Consider the following 19,374-nt stretch of genomic DNA (forward strand, 5'->3'; position numbering starts at 1 on the left):
TTACCTATTAAATTTGCCTGCCATGGCTTTGTAGATATTTATCTCATCTTGTAAGAGCGTGTATTTTGCCTTTAGTAGCCCTATTTTGGCTTCTAACTCGCTATTTTTGGCTTCTAAAAACTGCTTTAACTCAACCTTGCCATAAGAGTATTTTAGCTCGTAAATTTTTGAAATTTCCTCGTAGTTTCTTATCTGCTCTTGGTAGTTTGTAAGTAGTGCTTCGTCGTTTAAGTAGCCTTTGTAAAATGCGTCTATTTCGTTTAATGCGCTATTTAGAGTGCTTATGTAGTTTATTTTTGCAAGCTCAAAATTTGCCTCACTTACTTTTAAATTTGACTTTAGCTTAGAGTAGTTTAAAAACGGTAAATTTAAAGCAATGTTACCATTTAGAAATTTAAGGCTAAATGCGCCCTCTTTTGTGTTTGAACTGCTTTTGAGGCTGGCTCCTAATGTGATGCTTGGATAGAACTCTTTTTGACTAGCTTTATAGTTTAAGATACCCTCTTCTATGCGGTAAATGGCCGCTCTTAGATCAGGTCTGTTTGCTATGGCGCTTGTTGGCACTTCTAGATCAACGCCCACTTTTTTTACAGGACTTAGCGTGAGGCCCTCAAATTTAAGCTCAAAATCTGGCCTCTCATTTAGCAAAATTCTAAGTGTTTTTTTAGCAGCCACAAGCTCTTTTTTGGCACTTTCTATCTTGTTTTGAGCGTTTAAAAGCTGTGAATTTATCTGTTTTAGGCTTAGCGCTTCCTCTTTGCCAAGCTCAAATTTAAGCCCAACTATCTTATTTAGCTCATTATAAATTTCTAAAATTTGTTCATAATTTTTTATACTCTCGTTTAGATATAAAATTTGAAAATAAGCGTCTGCTACGGAGTTTATCACACTTAGTTTGCCGGCTTCTAGGTCAAATTTAGTAGCATCTGCCTCAAACATCGCTGCATTTCTGCTATTTGCTAGCTTTTGCCAAAGATCAAGCTCGTAGCTAAGCCCTATATTTGAGCCAAAATTTCTGCTAGAAGCACCACCCTCTTTTATATTTTTGTTGCTTGATGCCTCAATGCCAGCGTTAAAGCTTGGGATCAAATTTGCCTCCAAAATGCCAGCTTGAGCGAGTGCCTTATTTACATTTATCGCTGCTTTTGCAAGGTCGGTGTTATTTTTAAGCGTAAGTTCTACAAGCTCATCAAGGTAGCTTTGATGATACTCTTTCCACCAAGAAGTGTTTAAATTTAGCTCCCTGCTAGCGTTATCTTCAAGTAAAATTTGCTTGTAGTTTTCATCTATATTTTTAACAGCGCAGCCGCTTAAAACGAGCACTAAAGCTAAGCTTAGAAATTTCATATTACTCCCTTGAAAGCGCATCTATTGGATTTAGTTTTGAGGCATTTTTGGCAGGCATGTAGCCAAATATGATGCCAATCGCCATCGATGTGACAAGTGCAAGCACGATCGAGCCGTTTGAAAAGATCATGCTAAAGCCATCTAAAAAGTTATTAAATATGTAGCCGATCGCGTAAGAAAAGGCTATGCCGATAGCTCCGCCAATTAAGCAAAGTAGCACCGCCTCTATCAAAAACTGCTGCAAGATGTTGCTCTGTCTGGCTCCGATTGCCATTTTGATGCCTATCTCTTTGGTGCGCTCAGTGACTGAGACTAGCATGATATTCATCACGCCTATACCACCAACTACTAGTGAAACTACGGCGATACTTGATATTAGAAGGCGCATCGTCGAGATCGTCTCTTCGATAGTCTGCTTGATGCTATCAGAATTTCTTGTAAAGAAGTCTTTTTTGCCGTGTTTTATCGTTAAAAGATCAGTCAGGCTCTTTTCTGCGATTTGAGCATTTACGCTTTCATTTACTTTTACGGTTATTGAGCTAATAAATTTATCGCCCGTTATCTTGTTTATCACAGTCGTATATGGAGCATAAATTTTAAGTGAGCTAGCATCGCCGATTTTAAACTCATCTTTTTGTAAAACACCTATAATGCGAAGTGGCTTTTTATTAAAAAGTATGATCTTACCGATAGGGTCTTCGTTTTTAAATATACTGTTTTTGGTGTTTTGGTCTATTAATGTGACAGAATCTGAGTTTAAAACCTCCTCATCATCGTAAATTCTTCCCTTTTCTAGTTTTAGTCCATTTACGTCAAAGCTCCCTACTCCACCGCCTTTTAGTGTCGCTGTTAAGGAGATATTTTCATACGTTAGTACGCCTGAAGTACTTGTGTTTGGAGTGACTGAGTCAAGAAATGACTGCTTTGAGAGCATATTCGCGTCACTTATAGAGAGCGTTTTTACCCTACCTGAGAGCATATCGCCAAAGCCTTTTCCTGGCATTATGTCGATCGTATTTGTGCCGATCTTTCTGATGCCAGCTAAAATTTGCTCCTGTGAGCCTTTACCAAGAGCTACGACGCTAATGACCGCCGTGATGCCAATTATAATGCCAAGCATCGTTAAAAGCGATCTTAGTTTGTGCGCTAGCATCGCATTTACCGACATTTTAAAGCTCTCTATGAGCTGGTCTTTATAGTAGGTAAATTTGCTCTTTTCTGGCTGAGTTTGCTTTTTGGCCTCGTAAATTTCACTATTTTTTACGTTGTTGCTTACGATGTTGCCATCTTTTATCTCGATCACACGACTCGCGTATTCGGCGATCTTTGGGTCGTGCGTGACGATGATGATGGTGTGACCTTTTTTGTAAAGATCCACTAAAATTTCCATCACTCTAAGACCGCTTTTGCTATCAAGCGCTCCTGTTGGCTCATCAGCCAAGATGATCTCGCCACCATTCATCAGCGCCCTTGCTATGGAGACCCTTTGCTGCTGTCCGCCTGAGAGTTTATTTGGTAAATTTTTAGCCTTTTCGCTAAGGCCAAGAGAGTCTAAAATCTCCATTCCTCTTTTTTCTCGGTCGCTCTTATTTGCCCCTGCGTAAATGCTTGGAAGTGCGACGTTTTCAAGAGCATTCATTGTGCTAAGAAGGTTATATCTTTGAAAGATAAAGCCAAATTTATCTCGTCTAAGCTTAGCAAGTGCGTCACTATCAAATTTTGATATATCTTTGCCATCTAGCAAGTACTGTCCGCCACTTGGGCTATCTAAGCAGCCAAGGATGTTCATCAGGGTTGATTTGCCAGAGCCAGACTGACCGATAATGGCTATAAATTCGCCCTTTTTTATCTCTAAATTTATGCCATGAAGAATTTCTATTTCATTCTCACCTAGCTTAAAGCTTTTTGTTATATTTTTTAGACTTATCACTTAAAACTTCTTATTTTCTTTTTCGATCATCTTGGCTATTTCGCTTGCTGAGCCTTGTGATGTGATGATCTCATCACCCTCATTTACGCCACTAATTATTTGCGTATCGAGGTTGTCTTTTATGCCAGTTTTTACCGCTGTTTTTACCGCTTTACCATCTTTTAGAACATAGACAAATGTGCCGTTTTCATCTCTTTTGATGCCGATGCTTGGTACTATGATAGCATCATTTACGTTTGCTATTAAAAGCTCATTTTGCGTAGTCATGCCTATTCTTAAAATTTTATCTTTATTTTCAACTATGCTTTGCGCGTAATAATAAACAGCTGAGTTGCTTGAAGTGCTTGAGCTTGTGGATTTGCTACTACTGCTAGAGCCGTAGTTACCATCGCTTAATGTCGTTAAGCCAGGGTCAATCGAACTAACCGTTGTTTGAAATTTTTTCGTTGGCTCAGATAGGATCGAGTACTCAACTGGCGTGCCAACTTTGACCTTTGTGATGTCACCCTCGGCTATTTGCATCTTCATCTTGACATAGCTAAGATCTGCGATTTTTACGATAGTTGGTGTAGTTTGGTTGGCATTTACAGTCTGTCCCTCTTCGACCTGCACGCTTACTACAGTGCCATATCTTGGGGCGGTGATCTTTGTGTAGCCTAAATTTATCTTAGCTGTGCTTAGCTCGATATTTGTCTGCTTTATCTGAGCCTCGAGCTCCTTTATCTTGGCGCTATTTGTGCTATAAGTATTTTTTGCACTTTCAAATTCTTGTTTTGAAGTGGCATTTTTGGCAAAAAGTGCATTTTCTCTATCAAACTGCGTTTTTGCAATGTTTAGAGCCACTTTTGCACTTTCAAGTTGAGCTTTGTAGATAGCTAGTTGCGCCTCTTTATTATCGATGTTATTTTGCTGGGTCGAGCTATCGATACTTGCGATCATATCGCCTTTTTTGACCTGATCTCCAAGCTTAACGTAGAGCTTTTTTATCTGGCCGCTCACCTGAGCACCCACATCAACTAGCTCTGTGGCGAAAATTTCTCCAGTCGCATCGACTTTTTTACTGAATGAACCTTTCTTTGCCTTTTTGGTGATAAATTCCACCTTTTCATCTTTTATCTTAAAAAAATTATCATAGATAAAATATCCACCGACGCCTAGAATAAGCAGGATTATTAAAATTTTAGATTTTTTCATTGCTTCTCTTTGTAAAAAATTGGTCAATTTTACTTAATAAGATTAAAATTCTCTTTAAACTTCCTCTTTCGCCATGCCAGCCTCTATCAAAAACCTACTTGGCTGATAATTCACCTTCTTTATCTTGTCGTATTTTGCATAGCTAAGATATAGTTCGTCTTTTGCTCTGGTTACTGCTACGTAAAAGAGCCGTCTTTCTTCTTCTAGGCTGCCACCCATGCTCATTAGCTTTAAATTTGGAAAGCGGTTTTGTGCAAGATCGACGATAAAGACCTGGTCAAACTCAAGCCCCTTGCTCGCATGCACGCTGAGCAAACTAACGCCCTGCCCTTCGCTCATCTCGTTGCTGCCAAGGGCTAAGAAGTTGTAAAATTTACTGATATCTTGATATTTTTTGGCTAGCTCGCTTAGCACCACACTCTTTGCCATTATGCGCTCTTTGACCTCTTCTTTTAGCGCAAGATCGACGTTGCCGTTTTTTAGAGTTGCTCTTTTTGTGCTGAGATTTTCAACGATTAAAGAGTAAATTTTGCTAGTTTTTATCTCATTTATCATCGTGGCTGGCTTTGAGATATTTCTCATGCCTCTTAAAAAGTTGTAAATTTCATATAAAAACTGCGCCCCACTCTCGCTTAGCTTTTGTAGTTTTAGCACAGGATGACCTAGGAATTTATCGCTAAAGCCAAGCTTGGAAAACCTTGAAATCTCGGCAAATTCGTCAAGATCGTCAAAAAGGCCCAGCTGGTAGTTTCGCCTTTTGTTTGATGAGATATTTACGCTTTCATCTGGCTCAACTATCCCTTTTATCAAATTTCCATGTCCAAGCTTAAGAAGCGCGTCAAAAATTTCCTTGCTAACTGCGCTACCAACGCCCTTTGCATATTCGCAGATGTGGATAAATGCCATTATATCTTTTGGATTGACATAAATTCCCATGATATCGATGAGTGCCTTGATCTCACGGCTTTCAAAGAAGCTCACCCCGCCCTTTCGCTTTGAGCTGATACCTCGCTCTTTTAGCGCGACCTCGATGCCATCGGCTGATGAGTTATTTCTAAAGATTATGGCGATATTTTCTCTATTAAATGGCGAAAGTGAGATAATGTCAGCGATGTTTTGATACTGATCAAAAAGCTCGTTATAGACAAGCAGCCTTGGGGGCTTGAAATTTCCCTCGCGGCTAACGGTTAAGTGCTTTTCATAAAGCCTTGGGTTGTTGTTTATGACCTTATTTGCAAGGGCAAGTATGCTTGAGCTTGAGCGGTAGTTTACATTTAAAGCGTAGATGTTTGCGCTTGGGAAGCGATCTTTAAATGAGCCTATTATCTCGATATTTGCGCCGTTAAATGCGTAGATGCTCTGGTCAAAATCGCCCACGCAAAAGAGGCTATTTGTCCTAAATGCGTCTATGAGGCTACCTTGAAGCGTGTTTGTGTCTTGATACTCATCGATCAAAATTTCATCATAAGATAAATTTGCACCTTTTTTTAGCTCGTCGCGCATTTTTATGAGAAGATCATTGAAGTCAGCGTAAGAAAATTTGGCCTTTTCAGCCTCAAACTCCTCTAGCACGTCTTCATAAATTTCAGCATAAACGCCCTGCTCTTCGCTCTTATCGCTTATCCATTTGCCAAATGTTGTGCCTTGCTCGCTGTTTTGAAATAGCGAATAAAGGTCATATAGATAAGCCCCGCCATAAGGTTTGACGTCGCTTAAATGATAAAATTTTCGCCTCTCAACAAGACTTTTTAAAAGCGTCTTTAGCTCGCTTGGCTGCTTTAGTGTGACGCCTTTATCAAGGCTTTTTAAAAGCGAAAATGAGACCGAGTGGAAGGTGCCTGCAGTGATTTTGGAAGTTATTGATTTATCAAAATACCTATTTAAACGCTCTATCATCTCGCTTGCGGCCTTGTTTGTAAATGTTAGAAGCAAAATTTTCTCTGGCGCAACACCTAAATTTAGTAAATGAGCGATGCGTGCGACAATAGTGCTAGTCTTGCCAGTGCCAGCTGAAGCGATGATGAGATTGTGTCCAAATGGCGCAGTTGCGGCGGTGTATTGTTCTTTGTTTAACCTAGATAAGGGCATTGTTTCCTCTTTTTTAAAAAGGGCTAATTATAGCTACTTAAACTTTAACAGCTATAATCACGCCGATGAAAAAGTTTAAATTTCTAAAATTCCTTGCTCTATTTTTGGCTTTAGTGGTCGCTATATTTTTAATATTTGATCAAATTTATCCACTAAATTTAGAGGCGCTTAAAAAAGATGAAGCCAAAATTTTGCTTGATAAAAATGGCAACATTATAAATATGAAGCTTAGCAGCGATGGAATTTGGAGATTTCACGAGCAAAGCTTCCCAAACTCGCTAAAACAATGCGTTGTGCTTTTTGAGGATAGGTACTTTTACTACCATTTTGGGGTAAATTTTGCCTCCATTTTTAGAGCATTTTTTCACAATCTAAGAAGCGACAACCGAATAGGCGCTAGCACTATCACGATGCAAGTAGCCAGGATGCTGGAGCCAAGTGATCGAAGCTATAAAAACAAGATAAGAGAAATTTTTAGAGCATTTCAGCTTGAGCTTCACTTTGGCAAGGATGAAATTTTAAATTTATACCTAAATTTAGCTCCATATGGCGGAAATATAGAGGGTGCAAAGGCGGCTAGCTTTTTTTATTTTGGCAAAGAGCTAAATGAGCTTAGCTACGCTCAGGCTGCACTTTTAAGCACGATACCCAAAAATCCAAACAAAAATAGACTTGACCGCGTTTCAAACATAAATGCTCTAAAAAACAGGGTCATAAAGATGCTTTATAAGGCAAATTTAATCGATCTTAGTGCATTTAAAAGAGCTCAAGCTGAGCCATTTAAAAATGTAAGGATAAGGGCTGTTGTAAATGCTAGCGACTACGCAAATGTCGCTTTTAAAAACCAAATTTCAAAGGTGAGTTTGGATCTAAATTTACAAAAAGATATGCTTAAAATTTTAAAAGATACGATGTTTTCGCTAAAGGCTAAAAACGCAAATAATGCCGCTGCCGTGGTCATCGACAATAAAAAAATGAGCGTTGTTGCCTTCATCGGCTCACATGATGAGCACGCGCGTGACGGCAAAAACTCAGCCCTAAATATGAAGCGAAACACCGGTAGCACGCTAAAGCCTTTTATCTACTCGCTTGCGCTTGATAGTGGGCTCATCACGCCAAACTCGCAGCTAATTGATACGCAAATTTATATAAAAGAGTATGCTCCAAAAAATTTTAGTAATGATTTTTTAGGTATCGTAAGTGCGAAAGATGCTCTAAATTTTAGCCTAAATATCCCAGTTATAAATTTAAACTTAAAACTAAAAGACAATTCGCTTTACGAACTACTTGAAAAGGTAAATTTAGTAGATGAAGATAAAGAGTATTATGGAGCTTCTATAACGCTTGGAAGTGCTGAAATGAGCCTGCTTGATCTTGCTCACCTTTATACTATTTATGCAAATGACGGTATTTATAGGCCGCTTGAGTTTGCTGGCAAAAACTACAAAAATGAAGAGAAAAATATAACCCTCATTTCACCTCAAAGTGCCTATTTGACCGCTAAAATGCTAAGCGAAGCCTCAAGATCATATCTAAAAAATGCTTGGCAGTACGCCCAAAATACGCCAAAGATCGCTTTTAAAACTGGCACAAGCGCAAACTCACGCGATCTTTACGCCATAGGCGTTGATGAAAATTACACAATCGCTATTTGGATTGGAAATTTTAATGCCGGTAAAACTGATAAATTAACAGGACTAAATGACGTATCAAAGAGCCTTTTTGATATGTTTAAGATAATTGCTCAAAAAGAGAAGTTAAGATTTATGAGTGAGCCAGATGGTATAGAAAAGCTGCCAACCTGCCTTGATGCTTTTAGCTATGAAACGTGTAAAAAAATGGCGCTTGATGATAGGATAAAGGGTGTAGATTTAAAAGATAAATGCGAAAGTTTAAGAGGCGAAGAGCTTGATTTTTTGGTTAAAAATGAGCTTTTGGATAAAGATGAGATACAAAAAAGTCCTTGTGCTGAAATTTTTAAAGATAAAAAACCAGTTTTTGCCTATCCGTATGACAATGAAGAGATAGTGACAGATGAAAATATTACACAAGTTATGGTAAAATGCTACGCGTTTTTAGGCGATGAAATTTACCTAAAAATAGATGATTTGAACTTTTCTAAGATAGAAAATGCAAGCGAAAAAAAGTTTGATCTAAATCTTGGCGAGCACAGCATAAAATGCCTTGATCAAAACTCAAATCAAAGTGAAATAACAATAAAAATAAGGAGATAAAATGTGGCAAAAAGTAGCGCTTCTAGCACTTTTGGGAATGACAAATTTATATGCTTTGAGCCTAAATGGTACAGCACAGATAAAATCACCCCTAAGCGTAGAGTTTGGACTAGAAGATAAAGTAGATAAAAATTTTGTTGGTATGCTAAGCGATAAAAAGCTACTTTTGTGCCAACCAGCATTAAATGGTACGGTTAGATTTAATAATCAAAGCTTGCTGCTTTTTACAAAAGATATGCATGCTGGTTTGGATTATAGCTGCAAGCTTGAAAATGGAAGCACTGCTAGTTTTGCTACGAAAGAATTTGAGCTAACAAAGATAGAAAAAATAAGCGATAGCAAATATATACTTAAATTTAATAATGAAGTAAATATTGATACGATCAAAAATATTGCCGTAAAAGATGCGAAATTTAAAGTAATTGAGCTTTCTAACAATAGCTTTGAGCTTAATCTTGATAAAAATTTAAGCAATCCAGTTTTTGATTTTGGTGAAAAATTTGAGAGCAAATTTGGAGCAACGCTTTCAGGTGAAACGATAGTAAATTTTGCCGATGAAATAAGCGAAGAAAGCGTAAATATAAATGATAATGCAAAGAGTCTTGAGATATCAGAAATTTATCCAGTAAGCCTTGATAATGGCATCTTGGGCTTTAGAATTTATCTAAAAAATTGGCTTGATGACGACATTAACTTAAAAAAATTTATAAATATTAAAGGTGTAAAAAACTTTAGCATTAGTGACGTTAAATATAGTGACAACTACGAAGAAAACTCAGAGCTTAGCGAATATTATTACTACATTGATATTACAAGTGACGATTTTAAACCACAAAATAGTTATGAAATCACCATTAAGCCCGGTTTTGGCGATGATAGAAATGTAGTAAGAGAAGAAAGTAGCTATGAAGTAGTAGCTGGCAATTTCACTCCGTTTGCAAATTTTATAAATAATGAACCATATATCTCAAGTGTCGGTGAAATCGGTATCAGAAGTGCAAATTTGCCTGAGTTAAATGTAAGCATTGAAAAGCTAAGTGATCAAAATTTTAGATATTTCTTAAATTTTAATGACAATAATGAAGAGTTAAGTAACTTTAGCACAAAAGTGGCAAGCAAAAGCTATAAACTTGATGGCGCATTAAATGAAATTTCTCTAAATAAAATCAAACTTGACTTTGCTGGAGCTGGAGACGGCGTTTATAAGATCAATTTAAACTACGGCAAAGATAAGAGCGTCTCAAAAGTAGTCTATCTAAGTGATATCGCCGTAAATGCAAAGCTTGGCAAGGATGAAATTTTCGTATTTGCAAATCGTCTTGGCGAAAATACAATGCTTCCAAACGCAAATGTGAAAATTTATGGCAAGAAGAACGAAGAGATCGCAGTTGGTGCGACAAATGATATAGGTGTTTTTAAATTTAACAAAAAAGATATTTACAAAGATATTTCTTCGGTGGTTGTCTCTCTTGGAAAAGAGCAAAATTTTCTTATTTTAAAAGAAGATGAAGCGCTAAATGAAGCGAAATTTATGAGCCAAAATGCCAGTGAGAGCATCGATGCATACGTTCATTTTACTTCAAATATCATAAGACCAAATGAGAGTTTAAAGGGTGCAATCTATCTAAGGGATAGAGATTTTAATCCTTTAAAAAATATGCCTGTAAAGATAAAATTTTTCGATCCACAAGGCAAAAGTAGTGCTGAAATTTCAAAAAATACAAATGACGTTGGCATGGTAAATTTTGAAAAAGAGATACTAAGCGATCTTAGCGGTAGATTTAATATGCAAGTAATTTACGCAAGCAAAGTGATCTCAAATGTGCCATTTTTTGTTGAGAGTTTTATGCCAAATAGGATAAAAAATGAGATAACGCTTGAGAGAGATAAATTTTTTGCAAATGAGCTTGTTAGAGCCAATCTAGCTAGTAACTATCTCTTTGGTGGCGCTGCTAGCGAGCTTGATGGCAGCATGCAGGTTAGCTTTTTTGATGATGAATATAAAAATAGCGAGTTTAAAGAGTATAAATTTAAAAACAATACGCTAAAACCAAGCGCTTATCCATCTTTTGAAAACGATCTCACTCTTTCAAAAGAGGGCAAATCAAGCCAAATGATAGATCTTAGCTTTAGCACTAAAAATGCCTCTTCTATCATAACAGGTGTGATAAATTTCAATGTAAATGATGATGGCAAAAACGTAAGCGATACAAAAAGCTTTACGCTCTATCCTTACAAGGATATGGTCGGTATCGCAGCAAGCACGACATTTGCTGAGCCAAACGAAGATGTAAAAATAAGAACGGTTGTGGTAGATATGTCAAGTCAAAAGGCCGTAAAATCAAATTTAAAATTTGATATAAAACGTGTCACTTGGCAATACCAAAGAGATGCAAATGGCTATATAAAGTGGTTTCAAACGCTAGAAGATGTGGATAATTTTTATAAAGACAATGGCGAGTTTAGCTATAAATTTACACAAAGTGGCTCATATGTGATCATCGCTACAAATCTAGTAAGTGGAGCAAGCACAAGCCTTGATATGGACGTAAGTGGCTACAATTACTCGACTCTAGCGCCTACAAAAGAGCTTAGTAAATCTCAAATCAAACTAAATAAAAATATCTACAAAAAAGGCGATGAACTAAGTGCTGATATAAGCTCAGCTATAAAAGAAGGCATCGCCCTTGTTACGCTTGAAGATGGTGGCGTGAAAGCCTACAAGGTTGTTAAGATAAAAAATAACTCAGCAAATGTGAAATTTAAACTTGATTTTGATTTTAGCGGACTTTACGTGAGTGCAAATATCTACCGCATGACAGACGGTGGATTAACTCCGTTTAGAACTTACGGTAAGGTTTATGCTAAAGCTGATAAGTCGTCAAGGATACTCGATCTAAGTCTTGACGCACCAAATACGGTAAAAAGTGATGAAAATATAAAAATTTCTCTAAAAACAAAGCCAAAAGCTTATGTGAATTTATTTATCACAGATGTTGGCGTGCTTGATATAACGTCACAAAGACCAGCCGATCCACTTAAATTTTTTGACAAAATTTTACCAGATGGCGTCTTTGACTATGACATTTATAATATGCTCACAAACTATAAGGTCGAGGGCAAAACTTTAAGCTTTGGTGGCGATATGGCGGCACTTGCTATGGAGGCAAAGATGGCTAAACATGCTAGCCCAGTCGATAGCAAAAAAGTAAAAACATACGCAAATTTAGTAAGCCTTCAAGCTGACGATAATGGTGAAATTTCATACGAGTTTAAAACGCCAAATGGCTTTAACTCTGCCATTAGAGTAGATGTCGTGGCAAATAATGAAAATAGTATGAACGCTGTAAATAAAGAAATTTTAGTAAAAGATGATGTGATTATTAAGCCAAGCGCGTTAGTTTATCTGCTAAAAGGCGATGAGCTAAATGCAAACTTAAGGCTTATAAACACAACAAATGAGGATAAAAATTTAACCATAAAAGTGGCTAGCAGTAAAAATTTAAGCATTAAAACAAAAGAAAATGTGACTTTAAAGCCGCTTGAAAATAAAGCCTTTACATTTAAAATTTCAGCTCTTGAAGCTGGAGCTGGCGAATACAATATAACAATAAGCGACAAAAACAGCTCAAAAACGGCTCAAAATTTACTTGATGTGGTTAATCCTTATACGATAAGCACCTATGCAAAAAGTAGCGTCTTTGACAAAGAGAGCATGATCTCGCTTCCAAAAGGCTTTCACAATGTTAGTATAGATGCGTCAAGCTCGGTCTCAAGCGTACTATTAGCAGCTTCTAAAAATTTAGTCGAGTACCCTTACGGATGTGCGGAGCAAAGGAGCTCAAGGTTGCTTGCGCTTTTAAATTTAAAGCCAAAAGATGAGCTTGAAAAAAATGACCAAAAGAGATTTATTGTAAGCGGTATGAGTGAGCTAATTAAGATGCAAAAACCAGATGGTAGCTTTGGTTACTGGAGCGATCTGGGTAGCACAAATGCATTTGCTTCGATCTATGCAACTGATGTGCTACTTGATCTTGAAGAGGCTGGATATGAGCTAAATAAAAATGTAAAGCAAAGAGCATTAAATTCGCTCTTAAAGTATACAAACACAGACATTGAAGCTCTATATGCTATTTATGTAAGCTCCCGCGCAAATGTTGCTGATAAATCGGTGCTAAATAAAATTTATGACCACAAAGCTTACAATACGACCGCACTTAATAAGTATCTAATGGCAGCGGCTCTAAAGCTAAACGGCTTAAATGACGAAGCAAAGGTGGCGCTAAAAGATATTAAAAAAGCTCAGGCGGCTGATTATAGCAGGGATTATTCTAGCTTTGGCTCAAAGATGAGAGACAATGCATTTATCTTGTATCTGCACGCAAAATATTTTGAGAAAAACGACTACTCAGATGATCTTGCAAATTTCTTGATCACAAATTTAAATGAGCTAAGCTCTACGCAAGAGCGTGCATTTACCCTTAGAGCGCTAAATGCCTACTTTGGCAAAGATGTTGGTGAGAAAAATAATAAATTTAAGCTTAGCTACAATGGCGAAAGCAAAGAATTTGACGGCCTTTTAAGTGTATCATTTACAGCAAAAGATGGAAATTTTACCATCACGCCACTTGGCGAAAACAAGCTATATGCCTCCATCTTAAGCTACGCTTATGTGCCACTTGAGATTAAGCATAAAATAGAGCCAAAAGAGCTTGATATTTATAGAACGTTTGTCGATGAAAAAGGCAAAGAGCTAGGTCTTGACAGCCTAAGAGTAAATGATGTTGTCTATTCAAAAATAGTGATAAATTCTAAAGCTATGGTTAAAAATGGTGTAATAAACGAGATAGTAAGTAGCTGCTTTGAGCCAATAAATGAAAATCTAAGTGGTTTTAATAAGAGCCTTAAAGATAGCATTGAGCTTGAATATCAAAGCATAAAAGATGATCGCGTTTTAAGTTTTTATGCACTAGATAGCGACAAAAGAGAGGCTGTGCTTTATACACCTTATCGTGTAAGACTTGGTGGCAAATGCTCGCTTGGCGCGGTCACAACTGAAAATATGTATAACGAAAGACAAAACGATTACGACCTAGCTCAGCGAAGCTTTACTGTCAAATAAGCCATATAAATTTTGGGGCATTTAACCGCCCCAAGCCCATATTTCCCCACTTTTGCAAAGATTTTTTTAAACAATTTTTAGATAACATTAAGCATTTTTTAAACGAAAGAGGACACAAAAGTGGCAGAATTTTACAATGCAAAAGAGATAGAAGATAAATTTTATAAAATTTGGGAAGAACGCGGATACTTCGAGATAGACGCGAACAAAGATATCCAAAAAGATGGACGTAAATTTTGCATTATGATGCCACCTCCAAACGTGACTGGCTCGCTTCACATCGGACACGCCCTAACCTTCACACTCCAAGACATCATGACGCGCTACAAAAGAATGGATGGCTACAAGACACTTTGGCAGCCAGGACTTGATCACGCTGGCATCGCTACTCAAAATGTCGTTGAAAAGCAGCTTTTAGCCCAAGGCATCAAAAAAGAAGAGCTCGGACGTGAGAAATTTGTAGAAAAAGTGTGGGAGTGGAAGGAGAAAAGCGGCGGCATGATCGTCCATCAGATGCGCAAGCTTGGCATCACTCCGGCTTGGTCTCGCCAGAGATTTACCATGGATGAGGGCCTAAGAAAAGCTGTAAAAAAAGCCTTTGTAAATTTATACGACAAAGGACTGATCGTTCAGAAAAACTATATGATAAACTGGTGTACGCATGATGGGGCGCTTTCTGACATCGAGGTCGAACACAAGGAAAACAAAGGCAAGCTTTATCATTTGAGATATTATTTTGCAGATAAGCCAAGTGAATTTGTTGTAGTGGCGACAACTCGTCCAGAAACATATTTTGGCGATACCGCCGTAATGGTAAATCCAAACGATGAGCGCTATAAAAATTTAATCGGCAAAAAAGTGGTGCTACCTATCATAAATAGAGAGATCGAGATCATCGCAGATGAGCATGTTAATATGGAGTTTGGAACGGGCCTTGTTAAGGTCACACCTGCACACGATCAAAACGACTACGAGGTTGGCAAAAGGCACGACCTTGAGTTTATCACTGTCTTTGATGAAAAAGGCATTTTAAACGACAAGTGCGATAAATTTGCAGGTCTTGAGAGGCTTGAGGCTAGAGATATCGTAGTAGCTGAGCTTGAAAAACTTGGCAATGTCGAAAAGATCGAGGACTATGAAAACCAAGTAGGATACTGCTATCGCTGCAAAAACGTCGTCGAGCCATACATCTCAAAGCAGTGGTTTGTCAAAAAAGAGATCGCAGATGAGGCGATACAAAAGGTCTCAGAGGGTCTTGCTAAATTTTATCCACCGCACTGGATAAACAGCTTTAACGCATGGATGAGAGAGCTAAGAGATTGGTGTATCTCACGCCAGCTTTGGTGGGGACATCAAATTCCAGTATTTTACTGCGATGATTGCGGTCATATATGGGCTGACGAGGGAGAGCCATGCGAGTGCAAAAAGTGTAAAAGTAAAAATTTTCACCAAGATCCAGACGTGCTAGATACGTGGTTTAGCTCTGGTCTTTGGCCATTTAGTACGCTTGGCTGGGGCAATGATAATGAGCTAAAAAATGAAAAATGGTTCGAAGGCGACTTGGCTGAATTTTATCCAAACAACCTTCTTATAACTGGCTTTGATATATTATTTTTCTGGGTTGCTAGGATGATGTTTCAGGGTGAAAATGCCCTTGGTAAGTTGCCATTTGACGATATCTATCTGCACGCGCTTGTAAAGGATGAATTCGGCAGAAAGATGAGCAAGAGTCTTGGTAACGTCATCGATCCGCTTGATAGCATAAATGAATATAGCGCCGATATATTGCGCTTTACGCTAACACTTCTAGCCGTTCAAGGACGCGACATCAAACTAAGCGACGCCAAGATGAAGCAAGTAAGAAATTTCACCAACAAGCTTTATAATGCGAGCAAATATCTCATGCTAAATGAGAGCAAATTTGAAAATTTAGAAGCCATCAAGCTTCAAACAAAGCTTGGAATTTATATGAATAGCCGCTTTAACGAGTGCGTGAGAGAGGTACGCGAAAACATCGACGCTTACCGCTTCAATGACGCAGCAAACACACTTTATAAATTCTTTTGGGATGAGTTTTGCGATTGGGGTATCGAGCTTAGCAAGGCTGATAAAGCGAGCGTAAAAGAGCTTGGTAGTATATTTAAAGAGGCGATGAAGCTGCTAAATCCTTTTATGCCGTTTCTCTCAGAGTATCTATTCCAAGAGCTTAGCGGCACACAGCTTGAAAACGCAAAATCAATAATGGTGATGAGCTATCCAGAGGTAAAAGAGCGAAATTTAGAGGTTGAGAAGAAATTTGAACTAGTTATCGAGGCGATCGTGGCTATTCGCCGTGCAAAAGCTACTATCGATCTTGGCAACTCAAAGATCGCAAAAGCCTTTGTTAAATTTAATGAAAAAATAGACCTTGACGAGGTAAAAGAGTATATCAAACTGCTTGCAAAATGCGAAGAGATCGGCTTTGTAGATGAGAAAATAGAAAACTCAATAAGAGATGTGAGCGAAAATTTAGAGGCATTTGTCCCACTTGAAGGGCTTGATATGAGCGGTATCATCACAAGGCTAAGGTCTCAAAAGACAAAGCTTGAAAAAGAGATAGCCAAACTCTCAGGTATGCTAAATAACCAAAATTTCGTGGCAAACGCACCAAAAGAAGTTATAGAGACGAATAAAGAGGCGCTAGAGAGCGCTGAGGCTAAAATTAAAAAAGTATGTGAAGAATTAGAAGCTCTTGGAGAAAAATAGTGATAAAGATAGAAAATTTAAGCAAATTTTATGGTGATACGCAGATCCTTTTTGATATAAATTTAGAGGTTGAAAAGGGTGAAATTTTTGCTATTGTAGGACACAGTGGTGCTGGTAAATCAACGCTTTTAAGGTGCATAAACGGCCTGGAGAGCTATCAAGGTGGGAGCTTAAAAGTCTTTGATCAAGAGATAAAAAATTTAGATGAGATGCAACAAAGAAATTTAAGGCGAGATGTCGGAATGATATTTCAGCATTTTGCCTTGATGGCTAGAAAAAATGTCTTTGAAAACGTCGCTACTCCGCTTAAATTTTGGGGTTATAAAAGCGACGAGACCGAGAAAAGAGTGAGAGAACTTTTAAATTTAGTCGGTCTTGAAAACAAGGCAAATAGCTATCCAAGCGAGCTAAGTGGCGGACAAAAACAGCGTGTCGCTATAGCTAGAGCGCTTGCTTTAAATCCTAAAATTTTACTAAGCGACGAGGCTACTTCGGCTCTTGATCCAAACACGACAAATCAAATTTTAGAATTGCTTGAAAAGATAAACAAAGAGCTAGACATCAGCGTCGTCATCGTCACGCACGAGATGGAGGTAGTAAAATCGATCGCAAAACGCGCGATTTTACTTGAAGGCGGCAAGATAATAGGCTCTGGAAGCATTGAAGAGCTATTTTTAAAGCCAGATGAGAAGATGAAAGAGTTTTTGGGTGAAGTGGAAATTCTGCCAAGCAGTGGCACAAATATCAGGCTATTTTTTCCAAAAGAAGTGGCTCAAAACAGCGTGATTACACACATGGCTAGAAGCCTAAATATCGACTTTAACATAGTTTGGGGCAAGCTTGAGAAGCTAAACGAAAATGTTCTTGGCTCGCTTGTCATAAACATAGATGAAAAAGATAAAGAAAACGTACTTAACTACATCAAGCAAAGTGGCGTTTTATGGGAGGTTGCTTGATGTTTGGTATTGACTTTTCTAAATTTCCAGATGTATTTTCTAGGATACTGCTGCCAGCTATCGGCGAGACGCTATATATGAGCATAGTCTCCACCCTGCTCGCCTTTGCCATAGGCCTCATACCTGCGGTTTTGCTCATCCTTTCAGACAAAGATGGACTAAAGCCAAACAAGCAGCTTTATTTTGTACTTGATATCGTTATAAACGTGCTTAGAAGCTTTCCATTTATTATCCTCATTATTGTGCTCTTTCCGGTCACAAAAATGATCGTGGGCACAAGTATTGGCACCACGGCTGCGATCGTTCCGCTAACTATCGGAGCGGCTCCATTTGTAGCAAGGCTCATTGAAAATGCCCTAAAAGAGGTTGATAAAGGCATCATCGAAGCTGCTCAAAGCTTTGGAAGCTCGAAATTTCAGATCATCTTTAGAGTGATGTTTGTAGAGGCACTTCCTGGCATTATCTCGGCATTTACGCTAACGCTTATTGTAAATATTGGCTTTTCAGCGATGGCTGGTGCAGTTGGCGGTGGTGGACTAGGATCTGTCGCTATAAACTATGGTTATCAAAGATTTCGCCCAGATATCATGCTCTACACCGTGATTATTCTTATCATTATGGTTCAAATTTTTCAAGTTTTAGGTAACTACTTATATAAAATTTCTAAAAAATAGGCCTTTGTTTTTATCTGATTTTAAGCTTTTTTCCTTAAAATTGCCCGAATTAATTTTTAGCTGAAAGGATAAAAGATGAAATCAGATATGTGCCACATGTGCAGCCTAGTAAAAAACGCGTTGTCGAAAGACTGATCTCTAAGCATAGAATTTCTTTTTAAGTGCTTAGAACTAGCTTAAGCGCTTAAAAAGAAATTTAACCCTCTAGCTTAAATTTATCCTTTTTTGGCGCTTGGCAAATTTTAAAAGGATAATAAATGAAAAAACTACTTCTTACTTCTTTAGTTGCTCTTGGTCTTAGTGTAAGTGCAAATGCAGCTGATAAATCAAAAACAATAATCGTTGGTGCTACACCTATTCCACATGCTGAAATTTTAGAGGTTGTAAAGCCTATTTTGGCAAAAGATGGCTATACGCTTGAGATCAAAGAATTTAACGACTACACCACGCCAAATCTTGCAACAGAAGATGGCGATTTAGATGCAAATTTCTTTCAACACCTTCCATATTTGGACGAATTTAACAAAAACAAAGGTACTCATCTTATAAAAACAGTTGGCGTTCATCTTGAGCCAATGGGAGTTTATTCTAAAAAGATAAAAGATATCAAAGATCTAAAAGATGGTTCGACTGTATCTATCCCAAATGATCCGACAAATGAAAGCCGTGCTTTAGATATTCTTGCAAATGCTGGACTTATTAAGCTAAACGATAATCCGCTAAAAACTCCGCTTGATATAGTTGATAACCCTAAAAAGCTTAAATTTGAAGAGATAGAGACTGCTCAAGTACCAAGAACACTTGATGACGTTACTATCGCGGTTATCAACACAAACTATGCTCTAAATGCTAATCTCAATCCGGTAAAAGACGCACTTGTGCTTGAAAGCAAAAATAGCCCATATGTAAACTACGTTGTAGTAAAGTCTGGCAACGAAAATAGCCCTAAAATAAAGGCTCTTGATAAAGCTATAAACTCATCAGAAGTTAAAAAATTTATCGAGATCAAATACAACGGCGCTATCCTTCCAGCATTTTAATTAAAATTTTAAATAAGCGACGTAAAAGCTTTTACCTTTTTAGC

10 protein-coding genes are annotated in these 19,374 nt (G+C 37.8%); 6 read left to right on the top strand and 4 right to left on the bottom strand.

The window, feature by feature from the left end; genetic code table 11:
* The 4 genes from CVS95_RS00210 to CVS95_RS00225 are packed head-to-tail and all read right to left on the bottom strand — an operon-like array spanning position 1 to position 6,559.
* Positions 1–1,347, bottom strand: a complete 1,347-nt coding sequence (locus CVS95_RS00210; protein WP_107695148.1) for a TolC family protein — start codon at positions 1,345–1,347, stop codon at positions 1–3.
* 1 nt (position 1,348) lies between these two features.
* The gene (locus CVS95_RS00215; protein ID WP_107695149.1) at positions 1,349–3,277 is read right to left on the bottom strand and encodes a MacB family efflux pump subunit; all 1,929 of its coding nucleotides are present in this window, start codon (positions 3,275–3,277) and stop codon (positions 1,349–1,351) included.
* The gene (locus tag CVS95_RS00220; RefSeq protein ID WP_107695150.1) at positions 3,278–4,471 is read right to left on the bottom strand and encodes an efflux RND transporter periplasmic adaptor subunit; all 1,194 of its coding nucleotides are present in this window, start codon (positions 4,469–4,471) and stop codon (positions 3,278–3,280) included. It abuts the gene before it with no gap.
* Positions 4,472–4,525: 54 nt separating this feature from the next.
* Positions 4,526–6,559: an ATP-dependent helicase gene (locus tag CVS95_RS00225; protein ID WP_107695151.1), complete on the bottom strand. Its 2,034-nt coding sequence runs from the start codon at positions 6,557–6,559 to the stop codon at positions 4,526–4,528.
* 65 nt (positions 6,560–6,624) lie between these two features.
* Between CVS95_RS00225 and pbpC the strand changes: the two genes are divergently transcribed.
* The 6 genes from pbpC (at position 6,625) to CVS95_RS00255 (ending at position 19,330) form a co-directional block, all read left to right on the top strand.
* Positions 6,625–8,793 carry a penicillin-binding protein 1C gene (pbpC, locus tag CVS95_RS00230; protein WP_107695152.1) on the top strand — a complete coding sequence of 723 codons (2,169 nt, stop codon included), beginning with the start codon at positions 6,625–6,627 and terminating at the stop codon, positions 8,791–8,793.
* Between the two features lies 1 nt (position 8,794).
* The gene (locus CVS95_RS00235; RefSeq protein ID WP_107695153.1) at positions 8,795–13,915 is read left to right on the top strand and encodes an alpha-2-macroglobulin family protein; all 5,121 of its coding nucleotides are present in this window, start codon (positions 8,795–8,797) and stop codon (positions 13,913–13,915) included.
* Between the two features lie 120 nt (positions 13,916–14,035).
* Complete coding sequence (locus CVS95_RS00240) at positions 14,036–16,660, top strand: valine--tRNA ligase (protein ID WP_107695154.1); 2,625 nt, start codon at positions 14,036–14,038, stop codon at positions 16,658–16,660.
* Positions 16,660–17,616: a methionine ABC transporter ATP-binding protein gene (locus tag CVS95_RS00245; protein WP_107695155.1), complete on the top strand. Its 957-nt coding sequence runs from the start codon at positions 16,660–16,662 to the stop codon at positions 17,614–17,616. Before CVS95_RS00240 ends, CVS95_RS00245 begins: the two co-directional genes overlap by 1 nt.
* Positions 17,616–18,290, top strand: a complete 675-nt coding sequence (locus tag CVS95_RS00250; protein WP_021091339.1) for a methionine ABC transporter permease — start codon at positions 17,616–17,618, stop codon at positions 18,288–18,290. The genes CVS95_RS00245 and CVS95_RS00250 overlap by 1 nt, the downstream gene beginning before the upstream one ends.
* Positions 18,291–18,547: 257 nt before the next feature.
* Positions 18,548–19,330, top strand: a complete 783-nt coding sequence (locus CVS95_RS00255) for a MetQ/NlpA family ABC transporter substrate-binding protein (RefSeq protein WP_084107932.1) — start codon at positions 18,548–18,550, stop codon at positions 19,328–19,330.
* Positions 19,331–19,374 lie beyond the last annotated feature (44 nt).

It is taken from the genome of Campylobacter concisus (assembly GCF_003048905.1).
Lineage (GTDB): Bacteria > Campylobacterota > Campylobacteria > Campylobacterales > Campylobacteraceae > Campylobacter_A > Campylobacter_A concisus_V.

Coding starts and splice junctions, on each gene's coding strand:
- CVS95_RS00250 (WP_021091339.1), top strand. CDS start 17,616: ATGTTTGGTATTGACTTTTCTAAATTTCCAGATGTATTTTCTAGGATA.
- CVS95_RS00220 (WP_107695150.1), bottom strand. CDS start 4,471: ATGAAAAAATCTAAAATTTTAATAATCCTGCTTATTCTAGGCGTCGGT.
- pbpC (WP_107695152.1), top strand. CDS start 6,625: ATGAAAAAGTTTAAATTTCTAAAATTCCTTGCTCTATTTTTGGCTTTA.
- CVS95_RS00235 (WP_107695153.1), top strand. CDS start 8,795: ATGTGGCAAAAAGTAGCGCTTCTAGCACTTTTGGGAATGACAAATTTA.
- CVS95_RS00225 (WP_107695151.1), bottom strand. CDS start 6,559: ATGCCCTTATCTAGGTTAAACAAAGAACAATACACCGCCGCAACTGCG.
- CVS95_RS00255 (WP_084107932.1), top strand. CDS start 18,548: ATGAAAAAACTACTTCTTACTTCTTTAGTTGCTCTTGGTCTTAGTGTA.
- CVS95_RS00210 (WP_107695148.1), bottom strand. CDS start 1,347: ATGAAATTTCTAAGCTTAGCTTTAGTGCTCGTTTTAAGCGGCTGCGCT.